The 24,517-nt window shown below is 35.5% G+C and carries 26 protein-coding genes and 1 riboswitch; of the genes, 14 read left to right on the forward strand and 12 right to left on the reverse strand.

Features of this window, described 5'->3' with window-relative positions; translation table 11 throughout:
• Positions 1-340 precede the first annotated feature (340 nt).
• The 3 genes from ACK4M9_RS20105 to ACK4M9_RS20115 form a co-directional block, all read right to left on the reverse strand.
• Positions 341-598, reverse strand: a complete 258-nt coding sequence (locus ACK4M9_RS20105) for a hypothetical protein (RefSeq protein WP_409854477.1) — start codon at positions 596-598, stop codon at positions 341-343.
• A gap of 373 nt (positions 599-971) precedes the next feature.
• Positions 972-1,682 (reverse strand): class I SAM-dependent methyltransferase, encoded by a 711-nt coding sequence (locus ACK4M9_RS20110; RefSeq protein WP_409854479.1) that lies wholly within the window; start codon positions 1,680-1,682, stop codon positions 972-974.
• Positions 1,683-1,777: 95 nt separating this feature from the next.
• Entirely contained in the window at positions 1,778-2,812 is a 1,035-nt protein-coding gene (locus tag ACK4M9_RS20115) for a ThiF family adenylyltransferase (RefSeq protein WP_409854481.1), read from the reverse strand.
• Between the two features lie 164 nt (positions 2,813-2,976).
• Between ACK4M9_RS20115 and ACK4M9_RS20120 the strand changes: the two genes are divergently transcribed.
• Positions 2,977-4,800 (forward strand): aldehyde ferredoxin oxidoreductase family protein, encoded by a 1,824-nt coding sequence (locus ACK4M9_RS20120; RefSeq protein WP_409854482.1) that lies wholly within the window; start codon positions 2,977-2,979, stop codon positions 4,798-4,800.
• Between the two features lie 205 nt (positions 4,801-5,005).
• Here the strand turns inward: ACK4M9_RS20120 and ACK4M9_RS20125 are convergent, their stop codons facing one another.
• Positions 5,006-5,266: a MoaD-like domain-containing protein gene (locus tag ACK4M9_RS20125; protein WP_409854483.1), complete on the reverse strand. Its 261-nt coding sequence runs from the start codon at positions 5,264-5,266 to the stop codon at positions 5,006-5,008.
• The gene (locus tag ACK4M9_RS20130) at positions 5,267-5,542 is read right to left on the reverse strand and encodes a ubiquitin-like small modifier protein 1 (RefSeq protein WP_409854484.1); all 276 of its coding nucleotides are present in this window, start codon (positions 5,540-5,542) and stop codon (positions 5,267-5,269) included.
• 123 nt (positions 5,543-5,665) lie between these two features.
• On the opposite strand from ACK4M9_RS20130, the gene ACK4M9_RS20135 reads away from it, so the two are divergent.
• Positions 5,666-6,412: an SDR family NAD(P)-dependent oxidoreductase gene (locus tag ACK4M9_RS20135; protein WP_409854485.1), complete on the forward strand. Its 747-nt coding sequence runs from the start codon at positions 5,666-5,668 to the stop codon at positions 6,410-6,412.
• A gap of 64 nt (positions 6,413-6,476) precedes the next feature.
• On the opposite strand, the gene ACK4M9_RS20140 is transcribed toward ACK4M9_RS20135, so the two are convergent.
• Positions 6,477-7,994 (reverse strand): NCS2 family permease, encoded by a 1,518-nt coding sequence (locus ACK4M9_RS20140; protein ID WP_409854486.1) that lies wholly within the window; start codon positions 7,992-7,994, stop codon positions 6,477-6,479.
• 77 nt (positions 7,995-8,071) lie between these two features.
• Positions 8,072-8,641, reverse strand: a complete 570-nt coding sequence (locus ACK4M9_RS20145; protein ID WP_409854488.1) for a xanthine phosphoribosyltransferase — start codon at positions 8,639-8,641, stop codon at positions 8,072-8,074.
• Between the two features lie 141 nt (positions 8,642-8,782).
• Positions 8,783-8,884: riboswitch (purine riboswitch) on the reverse strand.
• A 482-nt stretch (positions 8,885-9,366) separates the two neighbouring features.
• Here ACK4M9_RS20145 and cimA point away from each other — a divergent pair.
• Together cimA and trpB are read left to right on the forward strand one after the other, a co-directional pair.
• The gene (gene cimA, locus ACK4M9_RS20150) at positions 9,367-10,992 is read left to right on the forward strand and encodes a citramalate synthase (protein ID WP_409854490.1); all 1,626 of its coding nucleotides are present in this window, start codon (positions 9,367-9,369) and stop codon (positions 10,990-10,992) included.
• A gap of 71 nt (positions 10,993-11,063) precedes the next feature.
• On the forward strand, positions 11,064-12,236 hold the full coding sequence (gene trpB, locus ACK4M9_RS20155; RefSeq protein WP_409854492.1) for a tryptophan synthase subunit beta: 1,173 nt from the start codon (positions 11,064-11,066) through the stop codon (positions 12,234-12,236).
• 52 nt (positions 12,237-12,288) lie between these two features.
• Here the strand turns inward: trpB and ACK4M9_RS20160 are convergent, their stop codons facing one another.
• The gene (locus ACK4M9_RS20160; protein ID WP_409854493.1) at positions 12,289-13,242 is read right to left on the reverse strand and encodes a TIGR03943 family putative permease subunit; all 954 of its coding nucleotides are present in this window, start codon (positions 13,240-13,242) and stop codon (positions 12,289-12,291) included.
• 32 nt (positions 13,243-13,274) lie between these two features.
• Entirely contained in the window at positions 13,275-14,306 is a 1,032-nt protein-coding gene (locus ACK4M9_RS20165) for a permease (RefSeq protein ID WP_409854495.1), read from the reverse strand.
• A 218-nt stretch (positions 14,307-14,524) separates the two neighbouring features.
• On the opposite strand from ACK4M9_RS20165, the gene ACK4M9_RS20170 reads away from it, so the two are divergent.
• A complete protein-coding gene (locus ACK4M9_RS20170) occupies positions 14,525-15,514 on the forward strand; it encodes a CobW family GTP-binding protein (protein WP_409854497.1) in 990 nt (329 codons plus the stop codon).
• A gap of 57 nt (positions 15,515-15,571) precedes the next feature.
• On the opposite strand, the gene uppP is transcribed toward ACK4M9_RS20170, so the two are convergent.
• The gene (uppP, locus tag ACK4M9_RS20175) at positions 15,572-16,402 is read right to left on the reverse strand and encodes an undecaprenyl-diphosphatase UppP (protein WP_409854499.1); all 831 of its coding nucleotides are present in this window, start codon (positions 16,400-16,402) and stop codon (positions 15,572-15,574) included.
• Positions 16,403-16,575: 173 nt separating this feature from the next.
• Here uppP and ACK4M9_RS20180 point away from each other — a divergent pair, with 173 nt between their 5' ends.
• Both ACK4M9_RS20180 and crcB read left to right on the forward strand, forming a co-directional pair.
• Positions 16,576-16,992, forward strand: a complete 417-nt coding sequence (locus tag ACK4M9_RS20180; RefSeq protein WP_409854500.1) for a fluoride efflux transporter FluC — start codon at positions 16,576-16,578, stop codon at positions 16,990-16,992.
• Positions 16,989-17,372, forward strand: a complete 384-nt coding sequence (gene crcB, locus ACK4M9_RS20185) for a fluoride efflux transporter CrcB (RefSeq protein ID WP_409854502.1) — start codon at positions 16,989-16,991, stop codon at positions 17,370-17,372. Before ACK4M9_RS20180 ends, crcB begins: the two co-directional genes overlap by 4 nt.
• Positions 17,373-17,402: 30 nt before the next feature.
• Here the strand turns inward: crcB and ACK4M9_RS20190 are convergent, their stop codons facing one another.
• Entirely contained in the window at positions 17,403-18,317 is a 915-nt protein-coding gene (locus ACK4M9_RS20190; RefSeq protein WP_409854504.1) for an aldo/keto reductase, read from the reverse strand.
• A 139-nt stretch (positions 18,318-18,456) separates the two neighbouring features.
• Here ACK4M9_RS20190 and ACK4M9_RS20195 point away from each other — a divergent pair, with 139 nt between their 5' ends.
• Positions 18,457-19,533 (forward strand): DUF3866 family protein, encoded by a 1,077-nt coding sequence (locus ACK4M9_RS20195; protein WP_409854506.1) that lies wholly within the window; start codon positions 18,457-18,459, stop codon positions 19,531-19,533.
• A gap of 2 nt (positions 19,534-19,535) precedes the next feature.
• Here ACK4M9_RS20195 and mciZ read toward each other — a convergent pair whose 3' ends face one another.
• Positions 19,536-19,670, reverse strand: coding sequence for a Z-ring formation inhibitor MciZ (gene mciZ / locus ACK4M9_RS20200; RefSeq protein WP_409854507.1), 135 nt, complete (start codon positions 19,668-19,670; stop codon positions 19,536-19,538).
• A gap of 152 nt (positions 19,671-19,822) precedes the next feature.
• On the opposite strand from mciZ, the gene ACK4M9_RS20205 reads away from it, so the two are divergent.
• The 6 genes from ACK4M9_RS20205 to xerD all read left to right on the forward strand — a co-directional run bounded on the left by ACK4M9_RS20205 (position 19,823) and on the right by xerD (position 24,371).
• The gene (locus ACK4M9_RS20205) at positions 19,823-20,368 is read left to right on the forward strand and encodes an NUDIX hydrolase (protein ID WP_409854509.1); all 546 of its coding nucleotides are present in this window, start codon (positions 19,823-19,825) and stop codon (positions 20,366-20,368) included.
• 1 nt (position 20,369) lies between these two features.
• A complete protein-coding gene (locus tag ACK4M9_RS20210; RefSeq protein ID WP_409854511.1) occupies positions 20,370-21,542 on the forward strand; it encodes an endonuclease Q family protein in 1,173 nt (390 codons plus the stop codon).
• A 186-nt stretch (positions 21,543-21,728) separates the two neighbouring features.
• Positions 21,729-22,373, forward strand: a complete 645-nt coding sequence (spoIIM, locus tag ACK4M9_RS20215) for a stage II sporulation protein M (RefSeq protein ID WP_409854513.1) — start codon at positions 21,729-21,731, stop codon at positions 22,371-22,373.
• Positions 22,374-22,510: 137 nt separating this feature from the next.
• Positions 22,511-22,960 (forward strand): ferric iron uptake transcriptional regulator, encoded by a 450-nt coding sequence (gene fur, locus ACK4M9_RS20220; protein WP_409854514.1) that lies wholly within the window; start codon positions 22,511-22,513, stop codon positions 22,958-22,960.
• 264 nt (positions 22,961-23,224) lie between these two features.
• Positions 23,225-23,458: a YqzK family protein gene (locus tag ACK4M9_RS20225; protein WP_409854515.1), complete on the forward strand. Its 234-nt coding sequence runs from the start codon at positions 23,225-23,227 to the stop codon at positions 23,456-23,458.
• 22 nt (positions 23,459-23,480) lie between these two features.
• A complete protein-coding gene (gene xerD, locus ACK4M9_RS20230; protein WP_409854516.1) occupies positions 23,481-24,371 on the forward strand; it encodes a site-specific tyrosine recombinase XerD in 891 nt (296 codons plus the stop codon).
• The last annotated feature ends 146 nt before the right edge of the window (positions 24,372-24,517 follow it).

The raw sequence follows: 24,517 nt of genomic DNA on the forward strand, positions 1-24,517 counted from the left end.
TCCTAGTAATGCTTCGAAGTGTGCTTCCTCGATGCAAAGCAGCACGAAGGAAATCAATGAAGTTTCTCATGAAGTGATTGAGGTCAGTAGCTTCCCTGTGAGAGTAGGACGTTGCTAGGCAGAAAACACATTTCATTTGAAGTGTGTTTTTTGTCATCTAAAAAATTATTTAGCCGTAGTAATAAGTAGTGTGCGCCTGTGTCTTCTAGTGGAGCTTCGAAGCATGCTTCCTCGGCGCAAAGCTGCATGATGTCAGTTCTAAGAAGTAACTCATGATGTGATTGAGGTCAGTAGCTTCGTTGCTAGGCAGAAAACACATTTATTACGAATAATAACTTTTTTATGATTTCAACGAATTCTTTGAGTTCACAATACGTTCATTTCCTCTTTTAAAATTTCCTGTTATCTTTGCCAATATCAGTTGAACTGCTTTTTCATCTTCAGCAATTTTTATTTTCTCTAATAATTTTTCAGCGTCTTTACCTTTTAGTAATTTTACTTGTTTTCCATTATAATCGATAAGAACAGTAGTATTTTTAGTAACCTTGTAGCTAAATGGAGCTTCGTCTAACCGATTTCTTTTATCGATATTACCCACTAATAACCCTCCAAATCAGGATTTTATCTATTTAATTGAAATCTACTTTCTTCCTAAAATAACCTTTTTCAACAATTTGGTCGGACTGTTGGACACAAATTAATAGGTTCTATATTGCTCTTTACCCAACAAGAGAACGGCGATAACCTTGCTTTATTCGCATAATAAAAATGACTAAACCATATCGTAGACTCAATTAACGAAATAAATGAAACATCGCAAGCGTTATCTCTAATGAACTAATTAATAAAGCAGAAAGCCTTAATGCAAGTAAATAAGAAATCAGGAGAAATTATAGAAATACTAATAGGATCATTTGTCCCTAGATTTCTCCTAATTTACCCACAAATTTCCCGAAATTGTATTGACTTTGTTACTTAATACATCGATAAATTCGATAACCCAAACGTCCTTGGAATTTCTGCAACAAATCGGTATGTGCCTGTAATATTTCAAATAATTTAGGGTCAATATAACTAGATGGATCATTTTTATCAGCTATGACCTGCTGCTTACTTTGCTCATTATCTTTTTCAATAATAACTTTTGAAAAACCAGCTTTAAGAAAATGCTCTTTCCACTCTTCTTCTAACAAAATCTTTTTAACTCCATAAACATCAAAGATTTCTTTTTTTTCTTCATTTGTAAGTACATCTTCTGCAGTCATTTCTATTGATAACAATTTCCCAGATTTCTTTAAGACGCGAGCCCATTCTGGCAATGATAAAGTTAAGTTTGTAAAGACAATGACAGACTCTGCTATGATATAATCAAAAATTTCATCTGTAAATGGAAGCTTTTCAGCATTAGCCTTGATTACTTTAATATCTAGATCTGCCTTTTCAAAGCGCTTTTTTGCTTTTGCAATCATCGTACTATGAGCATCAATAGCAATAATTTCAGCTTTATACTTTTTTGCTAAGTATGCTGATGTTTGTCCAGTACCACACCCGATATCTAAAATTTTCATTTCAGGTAAAATGGTTTCAGTGGCGAACATATTCTTTGTTAATGCAGATCCGCCTGGATGAGCACTACTAATTCCAAGGTGAGCAATCATGTCAGTGTAAGTCAACTTTTTCATTATTTCAATCCCTTTCAAAACATTTGCTTTAATTTATGCAACAGCAAAATGAAATGGAACAAAGGGATAAGTAGTAATTTAAAATTGTGCCTATCTTATTCGCCAACTAAAGTAGAGTAGAGGCGTTTAGCGATCATAGGTTCAGTAGTTCCTTGCACCAGAAGACGGCCATTTTCAAATAGTGAAAGTTGGTAATGTTCATATGTAAACCTAAGTAAATAAGGAGTTTTCTCTACTTTACCAAGCTTTTTCCAACGCTTAAAAATCTCGTTAATATTTATTTCAACCGTTCCTTTCATTGGTGTGACCTGTATCGAGTCACGGCCGCATAATGCTGATATAAGATGGTTTGTTCTATCAGTCTCTAAAAATTCAAATTTCCTTTTTTGACAGCAAGGACAAGATTCGTTTAAGGTGTTTTGGAAAGGAAATTCATCATAGTCATTGTTCCAAACATCTAATTGAACCATTTCTTTACGGATAGACTCATCGTTTTCAATGAGTAGTTTGAAAGCTTCAGTTGCTTGATAGGATGCAATAATATGAACGACAGTGCTTAATACACCAACAGTATCACATGTATCTCCATGACCAATATCGGCAATTGGGAATAAGCAACGAAAACAAGGAGTTTTGTTTGGAATAATCGTAGTTGTCATTCCACGGGAATGAACAACCCCACCATATATCCATGGAATATCTAACTTTATTGATATGTCGTTAATAAGAAATCTTACCATCATATTATCAGTACCATCTAAAATTAAATCAGAACCAGTTACAATAGATTCAATATTACTGGCATTTACATCTTCAATGAAGTGAAGAATTTTTACATGAGAGTTTATTGAACTAAGCTTTTGTTTTGCTGCAACCGCTTTTGGGATGTGGTCACGGGAGTCCTGTTCATCAAAGAGCATTTGCCGTTGGAGATTACTTTCTTCGACGATATCACGGTCGACAATTCTAAGTTCGCCGATCCCCGCACGGACAAGATGGTTAGCAAGTGCAGTACCTAAGGCTCCAACTCCAATAATCGTGACAGTTTTGCTTCCTAATTTCTTCTGACTAACGATTCCCTCAGGCCAAAAAAGTAGCTGGCGTGAATACCTGTTAACAAATTCGTCCATTTGAAACTCTCCCTACTGTTCTATTGAACAATATTTAATAGTAAATATAAGCATAGTTTAAATCTAGTGTAACGCAAATGATTTACTGAAAAAAGAGGATATTTTCAAGAATATGTAGAAATAGTAAATTGTTTTATACAAATAATTTTTAGGGAGGGTTTTTCATGCAACTAGGTGGTTATCGTAATCATGAAGCTTGGGTAGATTTAACTGAAGGTACAATCGAATACCGCAAACTGAATGAAGATGATGTAAAGAAGTATGTAGGGGCAAGGGGTTTAGGGGTTAAGTATATGGTAGATAACGAAATTTACAATGCTGAACCATTTTCTCCTGAAAACATGCTAGCGGTTATGACTGGTCCATTAACAGGTACAAGAATTCATATGAGTGGGCGGCTTTGTACAGTAACTCGTTCGCCATTAACAGGGACTGTTACTGATTCTCATATGGGCGGTTGGACTGCAGCACGATTAAAGTGGGCTGGTTTTGATAATTTAATTTTTACAGGGAAAAGTGAAAATCCAGTTTATTTATATGTAGAAGATGGGAAAGTTGAATTGAAAGATGCATCTAATTTGTGGGGGAAAACAACACGTGAAACTATAAACGCATTACAAGCGCTTTATGGCGAAAAAGATACAAGTGTAATGGCGATCGGGCAAGGTGGCGAAAAATTAGTTCGTTATGCTGGTTGGATGAATGAAGACGATCGTGCAGCTGGCCGCGGTGGAACAGGCGCTGTAGCAGGTTCCAAAAATTTAAAGGCAATCGTTATAAAAGCAACTCAAAAAGGAAATATGCCACAACCTGCCTTACCGGAAAAATATCCAGATGCCATTAAAGCGGGCTTAACTGCATTAAATGAAGGCGCTTTAACGGCTCCGAATAAAGGTGGTTTGTCTGTTTATGGTACAAACGTCTTAATGAATATTATGAATGAGGTTGGTGCGCTTCCATACAAGAATTCACAAGAAACGTATTTTGAAGATGCAGACCTAATTAGTGGTGAAGCAATCCGTGATGAAATCTTAGTTGCTGAGCCAACGTGTCATGCCTGTCCAGTCGCCTGTAAGAAGGAAGTTGAGGTAAAAGAAGGAAAATACCAAACGAGAACAGAGAGTTATGAGTATGAGTCAGCTTGGGCATTAGGTGCAAACTGTGGTACTGCTAATAAAGAAGCAATTGCATACTTAATCAACCAATGTAATGATTATGGAATTGATACGATCGAATTGGGTCATGTCTTCTCGGTAGCTATGGAGTCATTTGAAAAAGGTTTGATTGACGATAAGATTGAATGGGGCGACGTTGATACGATGATCGCTTGGGTTGACAAGATTATCAGCCGTGATGGAATTGGTGACATCTTAGCAGAAGGTCCTGGAATAGCTGCCACTAAATTTGGCAACTCAAATCTAGCGATGGTTGTAAAGAACCAAGCAATTCCGGCCTACGATCCCCGTGGAGTTCAAGGTATTGGTTTAGCCTATGCAACTAGTAACCGTGGGGCTTGTCATTTAAGAGGTTACACAATTGCTGCTGAGATTGCTGGAATTCCTGAAGCTGTTGACCGTTTTCAAGTAGAAGGAAAGGGTGAACTGTTAAAGATATTCCAAGACTTACACGCATTTTCAGATTCTCTTGATTTGTGTAAGTTCTCATCATTCTCCGAAAATGCAGATCTTTACGCACAACAATACTCTGCAGTTGTAGGAATAGAATTAACTGGCGACGACATCATGACGATCGGTGAAAGGGTTTATAATATTGAAAGATATTTTAACAACAAAGCTGGTTTTGATGGTAAAGACGATACATTACCTCAACGTTTCTTAACAGAGCCTGCAACTGGTAATTCGGCAGGATCTATTAGTCACTTAGCGGAAATGCTTAAAGAATACAATGAAGTACGTGGTTGGGAGAACGGGGTAGTACCTCCGCAAAAATTAAAAGAACTTGAGATAGAAGTAAGTGTAGGAGCTTAAAATTAATCGAGAGAGGGTGACTCATTGCGTAGCTCACCTCAAGTTGTAAAGATTTATAGATTAGAGATAAGATTCTCATTCTATATTGCACTTGGGGTGATTGCTACTCTAATTCTGAGTCATCCTCTTTCTTTTATAGTCTAGAAAAATGAACGCAGTAGGTTCTATATTAATTTAGTTAGATAATAAAAATGCGGTTTGGGATTTACCCACCAGCTCTGAATGTCTTTTTTCTAAAGCTATCAATAACTTTCGATAAAGTGTCTAGATCACTTGTATGGAATACTAATTTTACCTTAGGAATTAAGGATTGAAACATGTGGAAATGATCTTCTTCAGAAACCTGACAAGACCAATTATCTCCGACAAAGTTATAATTGTTATTTGTTGTAGCACCGATTTGAAGTAAATAAGTAGTAAGTTCTTTTCTATTGATTCCCCGAATTTCTAATTTTTTCTCGTGCATTTAACCACCTGCAACAGGAGGGAATAAGGCAATTTGATCTGTTACTTTCACTGGGGTTGTTAGCCCTTCTAAGTGGATAATATTTCTACCATTGATAAATACATGGACATGCGGTTTTACAAGCTTTTCCTCAGTGAATATCTCTTCAGCCATTAACGGATATCTCTCAATAAGTTGATCTAATATCAAAACGATTGGTTGTCCGTCATTTATAGATAAAGTTACAGTTTTACCACCACAAATTTCTCGGAAATTAGCGAAAACTTTAATGATCATTTATATCACTCCTTTATTTTATTATTATAGAGACAGGATTATTTTACAATAAAAATGATTACAAAATCGATTTTATGTCATTTTGGAACAATATATTATTGAAGAATGTAAGAAGGGATTGAGATGTTGATGGAGGAGAAGGTAGTAGTTATTACTGGAGCAGCTAAAGGTATAGGTAAAGAAATCGCAATAAATTACGGGAAGCGACATTACATAGTCATTGTAGTTGATAACGATTATGAGGAAGGCGAAAGTGTAGCAAAGCAAATTAAGGCAATAGGTGGTCAGGCGTTATACATTAATACAGATTTAAGAGATCCCAAACAAATTGAAGATCTCTTTCAAAGTATTAATCATTTCTATGGAAAAGTTAACATCCTAATAAATAATGCCGGTATTTCTAAGTGGAAATCACCATATGAATTAACGGTCGAAGATTGGGATAATATTCTAAATATTAATCTTAGAAGTGTATTTTTATGTTCTAGAGAAGCTGCAAAATCAATGAAAGAATGCGGCGGCGGAGCAATTGTAAATATTTCTTCAACGAGAGCTTTAATGTCTGAACCTAATTCAGAAGCCTATGCAGCCTCAAAAGGTGGTATATTAGCGTTGACCCACGCTCTTGCAGCTTCATTAAATGTAGACAACATAAAGGTTAATGCTATTAGTCCAGGGTGGATTGAAACTGGGGATTACAACGATTTACGCGAGCGTGACCATAAACAGCATTTTGCTGGAAGGGTCGGGAAACCAAAAGATATTGCCAATGCTTGTTTGTACTTAACAGCTGAAGAAAATGATTTTATTACAGGAACAAATATGATCATTGATGGTGGTATGACCCGAAAGATGATTTATGAAGAGTAGATATATTTATTAAAAAAAGTGTCAGTTATCCTGTTGTCGATAACTGACACTTTTTTTTAGAGATTTAAGCCGCTCGTTTTTCAGAGTTCAAGTCGCTTGAGACTAATGATGTATTCTTCTTCAATGCGTACATACTAAAGAAAATTCCAATAACAATATATCCAAGCATAAAGTCATTGTTTGCACCGAAAGTAAGTTTCGGTGCGTGCATTAAACCAATATACGATAGCCCTGCTCCGATAAATGAGAATAGAGCAGCTTTTTTAAAGTTATTATCAATAATAAAAACGGTAATTGCTCCTAAGATGATCCCCGAAAACATAGCTCCTTGTCCAAGCGGAACAATTGCACTTGAAAAATTAGCCACAGCCTCTCCTGCTGAATTATTAAAGCGAGACATAATAAAGTTTGCTAAGTATGGAAGCATAGCTAATACAACTGCTGGGTAATACTTTGCTTCATTTGTTTGAAATGCTGTCGATACCATTGATATACCAACAAAAACTAATATAGGTGCAACTACAGAGATTGGTATTATTGCAGATAAAGCAGCAATTACGCCAAACATAGCTGTAAGTCCAAAAACGATTGCATTAAGAATACTATAGCCACGTCCCGCTCCCATCCATTTAGAACCTACAGAAGCAATGTAAACTGTCGTTGGGAACATACCGCCGAATAAAGTCCCAATAACTGTCCCTGCTCCGTCTACTGCTTGACACTCTCTTACATCATAGCTATCACCTTCAGCTGCCATTGCTTCAACATTATTCATTGTCTCAACAGCATTATAAATCGTAATCGGTAAAATTACTGCAAGTAGAGCAATCATCGTCCCAAATAGAAGACCCATTCCTTCGAAAGCTGCGAAGGTAGGTAGGATTGGATAAAAACCAAAATTAGCAAGTCCTTCAGTAATTTTAGAAGTTTCAGAGTAACCTAGCGAAAATGCTAAAACAGTACCGATAATAATTGCGAATAATGAAGCTGGTATTTTAAATGGTAAAGCAACCTTACCGACTAGACCTACTAATATTACGGCTAAAACAAACAAACCAACGACAGGCATTTGAAACGTTCTAAATAACATTTCACCTGCAATAAATGTTAATGCTACCCCAGCAAGAGCTCCAAGCATTGCAGCTCTTGGAATATTGTTTCGAACCCAATTCCCAGTTGCACTAAGTAAAATTTCCATTAATCCACTTAACATACAAGCCGCTAGAGCAATTTTCCAAGCTAATTCTGGATCACCAGTTAAGGCATTAGCAGGTCCCAAAACACCAAATAAGAAGACAAACATAACGGGAGTACTAATTCCATAGGAAAGCGCGGTAACATTTGTACGGCCTTCTTTTTTCGCAAGTTTATTAGCAGAATAAGCATAATATAAGTTCCCAACCATTACGGCCACAGCTGCACCAGGAATTACCTTTCCAAAAACAATACTAGCTGGAAAACCCATCCCAAGCATAGTTACTGCAATAATGACGAAGTTAGCTAGATTATTTTGAAAAAGGGCAAAGAATGCGTCAGTATCTTCTTTTTTGTACCATGGATAATTAATTTGATTTGTAGACATGATTATCTCCTTATAATTAAATTTAATTAACATTAATAGTTGTTTGGACATGAAAGCCGTCTAATCATTTTTTCATCTTAAAGGAAGTGAACTGTTTTATTCTCAAGAGAAGAAAGTCTGGCTAGTGACTCTACACGGTAGCCTGCAGCCTCTAACTTTTTACGGCCTGGTTGAAATGATTTCTCGATGACAATACCAATGCCAGCAATAGAAGCATTCGCTTGTTCGACTAAAGATGCTAGACCAAGCGCGGCTTCGCCATTGGCTAAAAAGTCATCGATGATTAGGATGTTATCTCCTTCTTTAACAAAGTCTTTTGATACTGTAATTTCATTTGATTCATTCTTAGTAAATGAATGAACACTTGCGGTTAGAAGATTTGAGCTTAACGTTAGAGATTTTTTCTTTCTAGCGAAAACTAGCTGGGTGTTTAGCTCTAATGCAGTTGCTAAGGCTGGTGCAATACCAGAAGATTCAATTGTAAGTACTTTTGTAATACGATCATTTTTAAACCTATTGGCAAATTCTTTGCCTATTAGTGAAACGAGGATTGGATCAATTTGATGGTTTAAGAATGCGTCGACTTTTAGTACACCGTCGGAAAGAACAACACCCTTAGTTAAAATTGCTTCACGTAATTCCTTCATTTTTACACTTCCTCCTATAGTTTCAACAAAAATTAAAAAGCTCGGATTCTTTTATTTACCCATAGAAACTATGAGTGAATGAAAGAATCCGAGCTTATCCCTCGAATTTAATAGCAAATAACCAACTGTACACTAAATACAGCTAAGCTAGCATTCACTCGTAGTCGAATTATTTACGGTAATTCGGTAGAGACTCGCAGGCCATATCCCTGCTATTATACGAGATTAAATTATTTGTTGTTGTTTGTATTTGTGATTATAGCACAAGTTGTTTTATAAGAATAGTATTTTACGAATGATTTTGAATTATTTTTAATTTTTATTCGTAATATATCCAGTAAAGGGTAATTTTTCATCTACCTTGTCTGCGATTGTTAGTAATTTTTGTAATTATCTCATTTTTTTCCTCAATACTGAACAATTTTAACTTGTACAGCAATTCGGTGTAGTTAATAAGAGATTGTTTAGGAATATGCTTTTCTTTTCTCATGCTTGTTCACCTCTTTCCTTAAGGCAATTTTTTTGTAGTTGTTAAACATTATATGAAATTACAGTCTAATTGCGATTGTTTTAATGATTATTTTCTTTACTAAATATTCGATATATTTTAATTTTTTAGAAAATACATAGAAATTATAAATGAGCTGTGATATACTTTTATCCATTATCAGAGAGATTTTAGCGATTGAAATTACTAAAGCGAACTTAGAATTGGAGGAATTAGCTTGAGAGAACAAGTTTTTCTCTATGATACAACCCTACGTGATGGTACCCAAGGTGAAGGGGTGAGTTTGTCAGTAGATGACAAATTAAAAATTGTCAAAAAACTTGATCAACTTGGCGTACATTATATAGAAGGTGGCTGGCCGGGTAGTAACCCAAAAGATATGGAATTCTTTGAACGAGTTCAAAAATTGGAGCTGTCGCATTCAAGAATAACAGCTTTTGGAAGTACTCGGAAAATCGGAGTAAAGGCTGAGGAAGATGAAAATCTTCAAAAAATCATAGAAAGTGGAGTGAAAGCAGTAGCGATCTTCGGAAAGACATGGGATTTTCAGGTGGAAGAAGCGCTGCGGACGACTCTAGAAGAAAATTTACTAATGATTGCAGATTCCGTTGGCTTTTTAAAGCACAAAGGACTTGAAGTGATTTTTGATGCTGAACATTTCTTTGACGGATTTAAACATAATAGGGAGTATGCTTTAAAAGCAATTATGACGGCTGAGAAGGCTGGGGCCGACTATATTGCTTTATGTGATACAAACGGTGGTACATTACCTTACGAAATTGCAGAAATCGTAAAAGACGTTTGTAGTCAAGTAAAAGTAAATATCGGGATTCATTGTCACAATGATGGAGAGGTTGCTGTGGCTAACTCTCTAGCTGCTGTTCAATCTGGAGCTAGGCAAGTTCAAGGGACAATGAATGGCTATGGAGAACGTTGTGGAAATGCTAATTTAATTTCTGTAATTGCTAATTTGCAACTTAAGTTAAATTACCAGTGTGTGATCGATGATAAGTTAAAGAAGTTGACCGCTCTTTCAAAATACATCCATGAAATCGCTAATCAAGCAGCACCTAGTAATCAGCCATTCGTAGGCAGGAGTGCGTTTGCTCATAAAGGTGGCATTCATGTAAGTGCAGTACTGAGACATCCCGAAACTTATGAGCATATAATGCCTGAAGTGGTAGGGAATAAGCGTCGTGTCCTTATTTCTGAACTTTCTGGGCAAAGCAATTTAATGTTTAAGGCAAAGGAATGGAACTACAGTGTTGATAGTAAAAACTCATCTTCAAAGAAATTACTAGAAACAATTAAAGAAAAAGAGCATGAGGGTTATCAATATGAAGCGGCAGAGGCATCATTTGAACTGCTTGTGAAAAAGAGTTTTAGTAACTGGCAAGATTACTTTTTATTAGATTATTATAAAATATTTATTGAGAAAAATAGCAATGAAGTATTTTCTACTGAAGCGGTAATCAAACTATGCGTTCAAAATGAAATGGTTATTATAGCAGCAGAAGGTAATGGACCAGTCAATGCACTCGACCAGGCTTTACGTAAAGGTCTAGAGCAATTTTATCCGCTTATTAAAAAGATGTATTTGTCTGATTATAAAGTTCGTGTTCTCGATGAAACAGAGGCAACTGCATCAAAAGTTCGTGTTCTTATTGAATCCTCAGATGGAGAGGATAAATGGAGCACGATTGGAGTGTCCGGCAATATCATAAAAGCAAGTTGGCTTGCACTGGTAGATAGTGTTCAATATTATTTGATGAAGCATGAAAATGAAATAGAACTTGTGTACCCAAAAAAGGTTGAGAATAGTCTAGGCGTAAGTAATCATTAAACATTAATGATTGAAATTTTCTGATTAGCTTGATAATATTAATTTAGTTAGTTTAGAGAGGATGAGACGAGATGAGTAAAGTTGAGACAGTGAATGTCAAAGGGTATTTTGGTGAATTTGGAGGTAGTTTTGTTCCACCACAATTGCAACCAGTGTTGGACCGTCTAGAAGAAGCTTTTGAAACGTATAAAGACGATCCTGAGTTTAATGAAGAGTATTTATACTACTTAAAAGATTATGTTGGTCGAGAAAATCCACTCACCTATGCCAAACGATTAACAGAAAAATTAGGCGGTGCAAAGCTTTACTTAAAACGTGAAGACTTAAATCATACCGGTGCTCATAAAATAAATAATGTAATTGGACAAATCTTACTTGCGAAGCGAATGGGAGCTCACCGTATTATTGCAGAAACCGGTGCAGGACAGCATGGAGTCGCTACAGCGACAGCATGTGCGATGTTAGGGCTGGAATGTATTATTTATATGGGGTCAGAGGATATACGGCGCCAAGAGCTCAATGTGTTTCGCATGGAGCTTCTAGGAGCAAAAGTCATTGCAGTCCATAAAGGTCAAGGGCGCTTGAAAGATGCTGTAGATGAGGCCTTAAATGACTTAGTGGCAAACTATGAAAACACGTTTTATTTATTAGGCTCTGCAGTTGGACCGCATCCGTTCCCTTCTATAGTAAGGCATTTTCAAGCTATAATTAGTAAAGAATCAAAGCGACAAATACTTGAAAAGGAAGGACGTTTACCTGATCTAGTCGTTGCTTGTGCCGGTGGTGGTAGTAACGCGATTGGAGCCTTTGCCGAATATATTGCTGATGAAAAGGTTCGCTTAATTGGGGTTGAGCCTGAAGAAGCGGCAAGTTTAACAAAAGGTACTCCAGGTGTATTACATGGGTTTAAATGCTTAGTTCTTCAAGACGAAAACGGTAACCTGCTGCCAACACATTCAATTTCAGCAGGGTTAGATTATCCTGGGATTGGACCTGAGCATAGTTACCTGAAGGTAAGTGGACGCGCTGAGTATTATACTGTCACGAAAAAAGAAGTTTTGGATGCTTTCCAAGTGTTAGCTCGTACTGAAGGGATAATCCCGGCATTAGAAAGTGCCCATGCAGTGGCGTTTGCATTAAAAGAAGCGCCAAAGCTTAACAAAGATCAACTAATTATTATTAATATTTCTGGTCGTGGAGATAAAGATGTGAATGAAGTAGCACTGTTGCTACAAAATCAATAAAAAAAGGGGGATGACTGATAGCAGTCATCCCCTTCTATGTCTAGCTATGCTATTATCGAAAACTTGGATAGACGTATGGCGAATCAGGTTCAGCGACAACTGTAACCTCTCGTAACTGAACAATAGGCAGTTGGTAGCCATGATATTCAGTTTTGTTAATTGTACCTCGAACTTTAATCCACATATCATTTTCATATAGATAAGCGTCTGCTGTTTCGACTAATGTTCCGTAAACACCTGCATCAGCCGTGCAACAGGTCATTGAAAATCTAGCAACAACTAAACGAGTTTCTTCAAAGTCTTGTTCACGAAACACAAAACCGGTAATCTCTAATTCCTTACCAATAAATTTTTCTAAATGTAAATCAAGAAGGGTCATAATATCTAAATAGTTTTGATCAGTAACTTCAATAACGGTTTCTTTAAGTAAATCAGCCATTAATTCATCGTAATACTCACCAAACCAATCCTCATCATAGAAGTCTTCAATTTGGAAATGTTCAATATCTTCCTCTTCTTCCTTTCCCTCTAAACTTGATAAATATCCTTCAGGGTCGTTTAAAAATTGATCAGTTTTTGGTGTAGCCGATTGCTCTTCATCAACTGTTTTTGCTAAGTTCATACCTGAACCATAAATAATTCCACGATTTGCTGCAACCTTACTATTTAGCGCTTGGTCAGGAATAACGAATCCCATTAAAAGCGGTAAAATAAAGATTGAGTAAACAATCACCTTTATCCAACTAGGACCAGACACTTGATGGTCTAACCCGCAATCGCAATCAGTATCTTCTTCTGCATCGCCTTTACGTGTACTGCGAAAGATTTGAATAATCCCTAAAAGGAAAAATACAATCACAGAAAAGTAGATAAATGGCATCATCTTTGGAGCAATATAGTATTTGATATTATCCGAGATGATTAACCCTAAAATTAAAAGCGCGAAACCAAAGAGAATAATTCCTCGAATAAAAGCATGAAAGCCTAAGTCACTTTTATTATTCATATGAATACATCCTTTCTATAAATTACCGACAATTATAAGACGAAAAAATGTAATAATATTACGGAAATAAACACAACAATTGTTACGGTTGCCATAAATACTAAGACAAATTTAGTCTTAAAGAATGCGAGTAGCATAACTGTATTTTTTAAATCGAGCATTGGTCCATATACTAAAAAGGCAATAATGGAACTAGTTGTAAAATTATTTGCAAAAGACGCAGCTACAAACGCATCAGCTTCTGAACATAGCGACAATACATACGCAAATGCCATCATTACAAATGTTGCAGAATATTCATTTGATCCTAGTGCTTGGAGGAGACTTCTGTCTAAAAATGTTTGGAAAAGTGCTGCAATAAAGGCACCAGCAATTAAATATTTTCCCATCATAAAAAATTCATCTGCAGCGTGATACATCGTTTGTTTTATTCGGTTTGGCTGTTTAGTAGAAATGCTTACTTGCGTTACTTGTTTGCCAATTAGTTCTTCTTTACTCCACTTTAACTGATCACTATTTTTGCGGAAGAAGAAATAGATGATTGCACCAATAACAATCGCTAAAATAAAAGCAAGTCCCATTCGAGAATAAAGAACTGTTGGATTTGACCTGAACGCATAATAAGTGGAAGCAAATACAACAGGGTTTAATATAGGTGCTCCAACTAAAAAAACGACTCCGACATGAAGTGGCATTCCCTTTTTAATTAATCTTCTTACAACAGGAACAATTGCACATTCACATATTGGAAAGATGGCACCGAGGATAGCAGCTGGTATAAGAGCTGCTATCGCATTTTTAGGAAGGTACCTTTGAATCGTATCTTCGGAAACATAAATTTGAATTAATGCTGAAACAAATACGCCTAATAAAATAAATGGAAAAGCCTCAATAATAATGCTAATAAAAATTGTATTTACATTTACAAAACTATCAGGTATGTTTGCAGAGGTAACAGAACCTTTAATCTTCTCTATGTTAAAAAATAGCATTAAAAATACGAGTAATAAGGCTACACCGAGTAAATCTTTTGTTAAAGAGGTAACGGATTCTTTTATGTTCATACGGATCTACTCCTATTTTATATTAATTTAGAATTAGCGAATTCACGTAAATACTAGACGCTAGAACTAGCATAAACATACTATCTAGTATTCTACCATAAAATAACCAACTTTAGAATGCTCCTGAATATTCCTTCTCTCAAATAGTAATCATTCCTATTTGTGTTTTTATTAAATTTATGCTAAATTAAGGTTAATTCGTTATTTTGGAGGACATTATGAAAAAGAGAGTACCTGCTTATATTATTACGGGTTTTTTAGGAAGTGGGAAAACAACTGTTTTGCAAAATCTACTATCCTACTGTAAGCAAAAAAAGATAAAGCCAGCAATTGTCTTAAATGAAATTGGCGAAACGAATGTTGAACAGGATTTATTTCGTGATGATCATGTCTTAGAAATGCTTAACGGCTGTATATGTTGCTCAATCCAAGGAGATTTCACGAAAGAGTTACATTCTTTTTTAACACAATTAAGTGAAGAGGAAGTTCCTGATTTGTTGCTAATAGAAGGAACAGGGATTGCTAATCCATTAGAGATCGTCGAAGCTTTAACAGATCCACTTTTAATTGATGCCCTTGATTTATACTCAGTTATAAACGTTGTTGATGGCAGTAAGTATTTAGAGTACCAAAGCATCTTTTCAAGTTCAAAAGAAGTTCGAACGATATTAAAATCTCAAGTTACGACTAGTTCCTATATAATATTAAACAAAATTGATTTAATAAATGAAAAAAGCTCTAAAAAAGTCAGGAAAAAAATCGAAGAGTTAAAAAGGGATGATACACCTTTAGTAGAAGCAAGCTACGCGGATGTTGATATCGAACAAGTTTTAGAAAGAAGAGTTAAAATTGAGCGTAATGCCCCTATAAAACAAGGTAAATGTGGTTGTACAGCGGAACATCATTGTGAAGATCATAGTCATGACGATAATCACTCATTTCAAGCGATTAAAATTGACGTCAATAACGATATTGATCGAATTAGACTCGATCAATGGTTACAGCAGCTCCCAGAGACAATCATTCGTGGCAAGGGTATTATAAAATTGACGGAATCAGCTGGCTTGTTTCAATTCCAATATGCATCGAAACAATTAAAAATGACTAGGATAAAAGAAGCTTCAACATTAGAACCGTGTTTAATACTTATTGGGATTGATCTTAATAGTAAAGCGATAAGAGAATCATTCGATAAAACATTTAATTAGTAAAAGGGCTGTCTCATTTTGAGGCAGCCCTTTTACTGTTAAGGTGCCTGGCACCACCTATACTTCCATAATTGTTGTAGGTTCAATGAATAGGAAAATTAAAATCGCTACTACGAAACAATAAATAGCAAAATAAATTAACTTACTTCTTTTTAAGAAATCAATCAACCAAACAATCCCTAACCAAGAAAAGATAAAAGTAGTGATGAATGCTACGATTAGAGCAGGTGCTCCAATTGATGCGAAGATATCTTTACTGACATCACCAACGGCTAACACTGTTGAGCCTAAAATCACTGGTATAACGAGTAAAAAAGAATAGCGGACTGCTGTATCTCGTTCTAAACCAGTTAGAAGGGCCGCAATTAATGTGGCACCGGATCGTGAAATTCCTGGTAAAACAGCTAAAGTTTGGGCAAGACCGACAATAATCGAATCAAGAAATGTCATTTCTTTTTCCGTTCGATTTCCATAGCGATGAAACTTTTCAATAAAAATTAACCCAAGTCCAGTAATCATTAACGTTACAGCCATGAAAGCAGGGGTCTTCATTGTATCTCCGACAAAATCTTTCAGTAAAATTCCCAAAACGCCTGTGATAAGAGTAGCTATGATAATATAGATGGCAAATAGGAAGTGAACTCTATTTTCCGCTGATCTTGTTTTGAAATAGCTAAAAAATCCAATGATTACGGCGATTAAATCTTTTCTAAAGTAAATGACCACAGCTAATATAGAGGCAATATGTAAGAAGATCTCAAATGCTAGTCCAGGGTAGGGAGTTCCTAAAATAAGTTGTGTAATAATAATATGGGCAGTACTAGAAATAGGTAAAAATTCCGTTATACCTTGAACAATTCCAAAAATAATAGCATGTAATATAGACATAATGTCATCCTTTCTAATATAAAAAAATACTGATTACCATTCTAGCAAATAAAGTAGTAATAATAAAGCTGTTTTACTTTATTTGTATTTAATAATGATGGAAACAAATGTTGAAAACTGGTCGTTCGTTCTCTATACTTTAAGAAATACAATTGATAGAGAGAAGAGATTACATGAATAGAAGATTATTATTAACATTTTTGGTTGTTGGCGTAGGAGGAGCTCTTGGTACGTTATTTCGCTATGTTATTAACATTCAAACTGTTGATTTGATTTTTCCTTTTGGAACGTTTTTGGAGAATTTATTTGGTAGTTTAATTCTCGGTTTTATTACTGGCTACCTTGTTCATAAAAATGTGAATGAGTTATGGAGAACAGGACTTGGTGTTGGCTTTTGCGGTGGGTTTACGACAATGTCGACGCTCAGTGCAGATTTTTTTGGTCTTTTCGCAACTACCCAAAGCTATGCAATCATTTATCTTGGTGCCTCAATATTCGGTGGTGTAACTCTAGCTTTTGTTGGATACATATTAGGTGAAAAACTAAGCTATCACTATCAATTTACAAAAAAAGCAGGTGAGACAAATTGAATATCCTTTTAGTGATGACAGGTGGAGCTCTTGGTGCGATGTTTAGGTATGGAATAGGGCTATACTTCATGAAGAGAATCCCGCATCCGCCCATCCCAATGGCAATGTTGGTCGTTAATGTAATTGGCTCAACAGGATTGGGGTTATTTTTAGGGAAGTATTTTTCAAATTATGAACCGACCGTACTATATGAAGCACCAATCTTCTTATTCGTTGGTCTTGGATTTTTTGGAGCTTTCACTACTTTTTCTACCTTTAGTATAGAAACGATACTCTTACTTCGAGAAGGGAAGTTAAGAAAAGCAGTCCTCTATATGTTTCTTACGATGCTTCTATCGATAAGTTTTTTTAGTTTAGCAGTGTTGCTGACTGCAGGTTAATCGAAAAGTTTAAATCGTTTTAGGGACTAATTATCTGTGTGCATTGTAAACGCTTGGTTTTAATAGTTCTTTTAGTTGTTTAACTAACTCAATAGATAGTTGAGGCTTTTGTGTTGCTGCAAGATTTTCTAGGAGTTGTTGCATTGTTCTTGCTCCTGGTGTAACAGTAGCGGTTGGACTATTTCCTAAGCAATAATGGAGTGCCAATTCCTGGAGTTCGTAATCGTGTTGATGGGCCAATTGTTGTAAGCTTGTAAGAAACGCTTCTAGTTCTGTTCTAGAGTAGTTTAAGTACCCTTCTTCGTTTAATTTTGTTTTAAAGGCTTCAGTTAAAAGTCCTTTTGCAAGTGGCCCACGGCTAACCAAGCTTATATTATGATGTGCTAAAAGTGGCATTATTTCTTCTTCAGGTCGCTGGTCAAGCATACTATACTGCATCATTACACTAACTATATTTGATTTATCAACATATTCTCTTATGACATTAGGACGAATTGATGATAAACCATAATAACGTATCAACCCTTCTTGAACTAGTTCATCAAATGCCTCAATCGTCTCTTCGATTGGATCTTCAATTGTACCACCATGGAGCTGATATAAATCGATATAATCGGTTTGTAATCTTCTTAAACTAGCCTTGACAGCCTCTTTAATATATGTTTTTGAAGGATTCCAAGACCAGCCTGTTTTTGAAGAGCTCCAGTCATTACCTACTTTCGTAGCGAGGATGATATTTTGGCGTTGTCCCTTTAAAACTTCACCTACTATTAGCTCATTTTCCCCGAAGTCATATAAATCAGCTGTATCAAAATAGTTCACACCCATTTCAATCGCTTTATCTAAAATATAGACACTTTCTTTACTACTGTTATTTAAGGACATACATCCAAGCCCGATTGTTGAAGCGAATAAATGAGAGTTTCCAATCTGTCTTTTTTCCATTACATCAACTCCTATACATATTTCATCTTTTTTAACAATAGCAATGAATGTATAGGATTTCAAATTTAAGATGGTTATTTCGTAGTTGAAAGGAAATAATGGTTTGAGGAGTTATGATAATTCAAGAGGAGTTTTTGTTATGTATATAGAAACCAAAGTTACTGTTGAAGATATATTATATGAAGATGAAGAAATCCAAATACTAAAAACATCAGCAGGAGCACAGAAAGCGCTTATATATCTCTCAATTACTCCAAGAGCAAGAGTTGCTGATGAGGTGATTGTTAATAGTACTTCAACAAAGCTTAATCTAGGAACAGGTGGAATAGATATTGTTACTTCAATTATTGGAGCAAATCCGAAAGAAGAAACGCTTTCTAATGGACATATTATGAAAGCGAGATACTTACCAAATCAACTTTCGGTCAATGCAGTTGAAGCTCAAGAAAGTGGCTATCATCATCTGTTTAATCAACCATTTACATTGCAAGGGAAAAAAGTATTAATTGGCGAACTACATAGTATGATACCTATTTGCTTTTGGGGAATGGATTACTTAAAAAAAGGTGGGAAAATGGTGGTCATCATTAGTGATGAAGCAAGTATTCCACTAAGTTTCAGTAGGCATGTCCGTGCATTAAAAAAAGATGAACGCTTTGTTACAATTACAATTGGCCAAGCTTTTGGTGGCACGTATGAGGCTGTTAATCTTCCTACGGCCTTGCAGTTTGCAACCGATGTTTTAAAAGGCGACATTATTTTTGTGACATTAGGTCCAGGGGTAGTTGGTACTGGGACGATCCATGGCTTTAGTGGAATTGAACAAGCGAATTGGGCAAACATTATTGGGAGTTTAGGGGGCATCCCTGTGTGGGTTCCGAGATTATCTGAAAAGGATAAGAGAAAACGTCATCTTGGAATTAGCCATCATACCATAACTCCACTGACGAAATTCACCTACGTAAACAGTATCTTACCACTCCCAGTAATCGAAGGAGTTATTAAGGAAAAGATTATGAAACAAGTAGAAGCAATTGGTCAAAGACATGAGGTTCTATGGGTACCAATGGAACGGCTAGATGGACTAATTAATCATTGTATAAACAGTAGCCCTCTACCAATAAAGACAATGGGTAGGGACTATCGAGATGATCCAATTTTTTTCCGCGGAGTTGCTGCAGCTTTACAATCAGTCATAACAGAGTCTCATCAATAAATTTAATACTTTGGTTTTTGGCTATCGATCCATTCCTGGACGGTTTTATATTGTTTCATATATTTTTTGAGCATATATTTAATTTCCCAAGCTTTTCCGACTAGCGTAACTTTTTGTTCTTGAACATATATTTTCATGCTTTACGTCTCCTCTCAATTTGCTTGTGCGCGGACAAGCTATGGTAAACTATATGAGAGAAAACAATTTTTAAGACTAAACTTTTGTTGAAACGCCAATTAAATTCTGAATAGTCTTCAAATATTTAAACAGGAAAAGGAGAGGGTAATAAATGAAAGATGAATTTTATGAAAAAACTATATCTACTAAGCCTATCTTTAGTGGAAGAGTTATTGACTTAGTTGTAAAGGATGTTGAGCTTCCGGATGGAAAGACTAGTAAACGAGAAATAATCAATCATCCTGGTGCAGTAGCTGTTATTGCACTAACGAAAGAAAACAAAATATTATTAGTTAAACAGTTCCGCAAACCATTAGAAAAAACGATTGTTGAAATACCTGCAGGGAAGTTAGAAATAGGTGAAGATCCATTAGAGTGTGCAAAGCGAGAACTTGAAGAAGAAACAGGGTACAAAGCGTTAAACATAAAATTTATTACGTCGTTTTATACTTCTCCAGGCTTTGCTGACGAATTAATCCATATTTATTTTACCGATCAAATTGAAATCGGTGAAATAAATTGTGATGAAGATGAATTTTTATCAGTCATGGAAATTTCATTACAAGAAGCAGAGAAATTAATAGAACAACAAATCATCCATGATGCAAAAACAGTTTATGCAATCCAATTTTTAAAGCTTAAAGGTGGCTTAACTTAAGTTGAAATCATTTTTTGTTGATTTACATATTCATTTAGGGATAACGTCGACAGGAAAACCGGTGAAAATTACAGCCTCAAAATCACTTACATTAGAAAATGTCTTAAATACATCGGCTGATGTAAAGGGGCTTGATTTAATTGGAATCATAGATTGCCATGTTCCGGAAATTATACTGCAATTAAAACAACTTGTATTAAAAGGGGACATCATTGAAAACGATGAAGGTGGACTATGTTATAAAGGCAAAATTTCAATAATTTTGGGCACAGAAATTGAAGTGTTTGATAAATCGAGTAAAGGACCGATCCATGTTCTCGTTTATTTTCCTTACATTAAAACAATGGAACAGTTTTCAGATTGGTTATCTAAAAGAGTAACGAATGTAAGTTTAAGCACTCAACGAATTTACGAGGAGGGTAGAACTCTTCAACAAAAAGTTAAACAACTTGGAGGGTTATTTATTCCCGCACATGTTTTTACTCCTTTTAAAAGCCTCTACGGTAAAGGTGTTGAAAAAAGTGTTACAGAAGTCTTCGATCTCAGTCTAATTGATGCGATCGAACTGGGCCTTAGTTCAGACACTATGATGGCAGAAAAAGTAAAGGAATTATCGCATTTTGCGTTTTTAACGAATTCAGATGCGCATTCATTAGCAAACATTGCTCGTGAATATCAAAAAATAAAAATGAAGCAACCTAGTTTTACGGAGCTAGCAAAGGCGATACATGGAGAAGCTGGCAGAAAGATTGGAGCAAATTACGGGTTAAATCCACTGCTAGGAAAATATTATCAAACAACTTGTGAACGTTGTTTAGAAGCGAAAAGCGACGTATCATCACTTGTTTGTTCTAGGTGCGGTCACCAACAGTTTACAAAAGGGGTTGCGGCAAGAATTAATGAGTTAGCTCTGTATCAGAATGATGGAACAAAGCAAAAACGACCGCCCTATGTTCACCAAGTTCCTTTGCAATTTATACCTAGTTTAGGTCCTAAAACATTAGAGAAATTAAGAGAAAAGTATAGAACGGAAATGAATATCATCCACTTTGTAACGAAAGAAGAGCTTGAAGAAGTTGTCTCAAGTAAAATTGTAGACTATATACTAAAAGCTCGTACTGGACAGCTTAAGTTTACTACTGGGGGTGGTGGAAAGTACGGGAAGGTAAAGTAACAATGGAACAGTTTCTATTGCTAATAAATGAATTAATCCAAAAAAATATACAATTTTGAGCACTGTAGAAAAATTAAAAACCTCTTTTCATAAATCATTTTCTATTAAATTGTCATAGGAAATGATTTTTTTTCATAGAGTGAAGTAGAAAGGCTCATCTTACTATGAAAAATGAGGAGGAGAACGATGAGAAGGAAGGCAAGTGGAATTAGGCAAATAATTGCCTATCATATAGAAGATAATCGTCCAATTTACATTTTTACAATCGTGTTATTTTTAATAGGGATTATATTTGGAGCAATCATAGTAAATAGTTTAAGTCTTAGTCAGAGACAAGATTTACATATTTATTTAACTCAGTTTTTTGGACAAGTAGCAAATGGACAACTCGCTGATTCAGCGGCGATGTTTTCGCAAAGTTTTGCTCATTATGTAAAATATATTGGATTAATGTGGGTGCTAGGCTTGTCAATCATCGGTCTACCGATTGTTTTAATATTACTATTCATAAAAGGTGTAGTCGTTGGTTTTACAGTTGGCTTTTTAGTAAACCAATTAGGGATGTCGGGGTTTTTATTATCTTTTGCTTCTATAATGCCACAAAACTTCATTTTAGTACCAGCGTTTATTATTATTGCTACCGCTTCAGTATCTTTTTCACTAAAAATGATTCGTCAGCAATTTATTAAGCGGAGCCATGAGCCAATCTTTCAACAGTTTTTAAGATATTCAGCATTAGTTTTATGTATAGGAGCTGTTTTAGCAGTTGCTTCTGCTTTTGAAGCTTATGTGTCTCCGAACTTAATGAGAATGGTCGTTAATTGGATGTAATTCATGTTAAATTAAATTTTTTACTAAAAAATAATTATTATAATATATTTTTTATAATGATTTTAATTTGACCCCTTTTCGTTTATTGAGTATAATTGAACCATGTAATCGGCTTTTCGGGAGGGGCATAAGAGAGTATGGAAAAAAGAATAGAACGTATAAAAAAACAGTTGCATTCTCAAAGCTACAAGCTTACTCCGCAACGGGAAGCGACAGTTAGGGTGCTATTAGAGCACGAAGAGGATCACTTAAGTGCAGAGGATGTTTATCTATTAGTTAAAGAGAAATCTCCTGAAATAGGACTAGCGACAGTTTATCGAACATTAGAATTGCTTAGTGAATTAAAAGTTGTTGATAAAATTAACTTTGGTGATGGTGTTTCTCGCTACGATTTACGTCAAGAAGGAGCGGCACATTTTCACCATCATTTAGTATGCATTGAGTGTGGAGCGGTTGATGAGATTCAAGAAGACTTATTAGGCGATGTTGAAAAAATTGTTGAAGAACAGTGGAACTTTCAAGTTAAAGATCATCGACTTACATTTCATGGTATATGTAGCCGCTGTCAAGAGAATAAACCTGAATAAGGCTGTCCCATAAGTGTCAGAGCACCTCGAAGTTATACTATAGATAGAAGTGTATGTATGTACAAACTCTATTTATAGTATGCGAGGTGACTGATACTTTCCATCGGGACAGTTTTTTTATTTTTGCTAAATTCGCACGTTAGATTGATAGCTGTTTAATACACTTTTGAGAATAACTAGTGATAATTCAAAAATTAAGGTATAGAGCTTCTTCTTTTTGGCATATCTTGTACTAAAGAGATTTCGACCTTAGGAGGACAGCAAATGTATAAAAACTTTTTTTCGGTTACATGGGAGACAATTCGCGTATTCCTCTTATTTATGGGGTGCACGTTATTGTTTTATTATGGTATTCTATGGGTGAGTCAGGAATATGAAAGTTACCATCGTTATGATGAGCCAAAAGGTAGAGCTGTCAAGGTTGTTCAAATGAGTGATAATATCGACAAAAACCAATTATTGGATCGGCTTTTGTTTTTCTATCATTTTGGTGAGTAATCGTTTGGAATAAGGAGTTATTATGAAAAATCAAATAGAAGACTTTCTCCACTTTATTATAGTTGAAAAAGGTTTAGCCAAAAACACAGTTGTTTCATACCGTAGAGACCTTACAAAATACAGCCAATACTTAATAAATGTAGAGCAAATGACATCCCTAAATGATGTTACTCGGATTGTTATTATGAACTATCTGTTTTTTCTAAAGGAGCAAGGCCAGGCTTCTACAACAATTGCTAGAACAATAGCTTCTGTTCGTTCTTTTCATCAATTTCTGTTGCGAGAGAAGGAAACGACAACTGACCCTTCTGTACATATTGAAACTCCCAAACAAGAGCGAAAATTACCGAAAGTATTATCCTCAGAGGAAGTAGATACGCTATTATCTTCGCCTAACTCTGCTTCTCCATTTGATGTTCGGAATAAAGCAATGCTAGAGCTACTATATGCTACTGGTATTCGGGTATCTGAGCTTTGCTCCTTAAAACTTCAGGACGTTCATTTATCTATGGGCTTTATCCGTTGTTTCGGGAAGGGGAATAAAGAGCGAATTATTCCTATTGGAAAGTTAGCTACGGAAGCATTAAGTAAGTATATAACCCAGTCTAGAAAGAGTTTAATGAAAAGAAAGGAGCATGATTTTTTGTTTGTAAACCATCATGGTGAAAGTTTATCTCGACAAGGCTTCTGGAAGATTTTAAAGAAAGTTAGTAAGGAAGCGAAAATCGAAAAAGAATTAACACCTCATACTTTACGACATTCTTTTGCAACTCATTTATTAGAAAATGGGGCAGATTTACGTGCTGTTCAAGAAATGTTGGGGCATGTTGACATATCCACAACTCAAATTTACACCCATGTTTCCAAAGCAAGGTTAAAAGATGTCTATGCACATTTTCATCCGCGCGCATAAAGGACTTCAATTTTTTTTTTAAATGTCTCGAATTTCAAAACTTTTCGATAAAATTTAAAATATACAAGCGAAAATGGTTGTCTGACCTCAGACCAATTTATATAATAGGTATGGGCTTATATTTTATTATTTTTTTGTTAATCGGG

The sequence above is a fragment of the Anaerobacillus sp. genome (genome assembly GCF_046314235.1).
In the GTDB taxonomy this organism is placed as follows: domain Bacteria; phylum Bacillota; class Bacilli; order Bacillales; family Anaerobacillaceae; genus Anaerobacillus.

Excerpts from the sequence above, each read along its gene's own strand:
- ACK4M9_RS20110 (WP_409854479.1), bottom strand. The coding sequence starts at position 1,682 with ATGAAAAAGTTGACTTACACTGACATGATTGCTCACCTTGGAATTAGT.
- ACK4M9_RS20115 (WP_409854481.1), bottom strand. The coding sequence starts at position 2,812 with ATGGACGAATTTGTTAACAGGTATTCACGCCAGCTACTTTTTTGGCCT.
- ACK4M9_RS20120 (WP_409854482.1), top strand. The coding sequence starts at position 2,977 with ATGCAACTAGGTGGTTATCGTAATCATGAAGCTTGGGTAGATTTAACT.
- ACK4M9_RS20125 (WP_409854483.1), bottom strand. The coding sequence starts at position 5,266 with ATGCACGAGAAAAAATTAGAAATTCGGGGAATCAATAGAAAAGAACTT.
- ACK4M9_RS20130 (WP_409854484.1), bottom strand. The coding sequence starts at position 5,542 with ATGATCATTAAAGTTTTCGCTAATTTCCGAGAAATTTGTGGTGGTAAA.
- ACK4M9_RS20135 (WP_409854485.1), top strand. The coding sequence starts at position 5,666 with ATGTTGATGGAGGAGAAGGTAGTAGTTATTACTGGAGCAGCTAAAGGT.
- ACK4M9_RS20140 (WP_409854486.1), bottom strand. The coding sequence starts at position 7,994 with ATGTCTACAAATCAAATTAATTATCCATGGTACAAAAAAGAAGATACT.
- ACK4M9_RS20145 (WP_409854488.1), bottom strand. The coding sequence starts at position 8,641 with ATGAAGGAATTACGTGAAGCAATTTTAACTAAGGGTGTTGTTCTTTCC.
- trpB (WP_409854492.1), top strand. The coding sequence starts at position 11,064 with ATGAGTAAAGTTGAGACAGTGAATGTCAAAGGGTATTTTGGTGAATTT.
- ACK4M9_RS20160 (WP_409854493.1), bottom strand. The coding sequence starts at position 13,242 with ATGAATAATAAAAGTGACTTAGGCTTTCATGCTTTTATTCGAGGAATT.
- ACK4M9_RS20165 (WP_409854495.1), bottom strand. The coding sequence starts at position 14,306 with ATGAACATAAAAGAATCCGTTACCTCTTTAACAAAAGATTTACTCGGT.
- ACK4M9_RS20170 (WP_409854497.1), top strand. The coding sequence starts at position 14,525 with ATGAAAAAGAGAGTACCTGCTTATATTATTACGGGTTTTTTAGGAAGT.
- uppP (WP_409854499.1), bottom strand. The coding sequence starts at position 16,402 with ATGTCTATATTACATGCTATTATTTTTGGAATTGTTCAAGGTATAACG.
- ACK4M9_RS20180 (WP_409854500.1), top strand. The coding sequence starts at position 16,576 with ATGAATAGAAGATTATTATTAACATTTTTGGTTGTTGGCGTAGGAGGA.
- ACK4M9_RS20190 (WP_409854504.1), bottom strand. The coding sequence starts at position 18,317 with ATGGAAAAAAGACAGATTGGAAACTCTCATTTATTCGCTTCAACAATC.
- ACK4M9_RS20195 (WP_409854506.1), top strand. The coding sequence starts at position 18,457 with ATGTATATAGAAACCAAAGTTACTGTTGAAGATATATTATATGAAGAT.
- mciZ (WP_409854507.1), bottom strand. The coding sequence starts at position 19,670 with ATGAAAATATATGTTCAAGAACAAAAAGTTACGCTAGTCGGAAAAGCT.
- ACK4M9_RS20205 (WP_409854509.1), top strand. The coding sequence starts at position 19,823 with ATGAAAGATGAATTTTATGAAAAAACTATATCTACTAAGCCTATCTTT.
- spoIIM (WP_409854513.1), top strand. The coding sequence starts at position 21,729 with ATGAGAAGGAAGGCAAGTGGAATTAGGCAAATAATTGCCTATCATATA.
- fur (WP_409854514.1), top strand. The coding sequence starts at position 22,511 with ATGGAAAAAAGAATAGAACGTATAAAAAAACAGTTGCATTCTCAAAGC.
- ACK4M9_RS20225 (WP_409854515.1), top strand. The coding sequence starts at position 23,225 with ATGTATAAAAACTTTTTTTCGGTTACATGGGAGACAATTCGCGTATTC.
- xerD (WP_409854516.1), top strand. The coding sequence starts at position 23,481 with ATGAAAAATCAAATAGAAGACTTTCTCCACTTTATTATAGTTGAAAAA.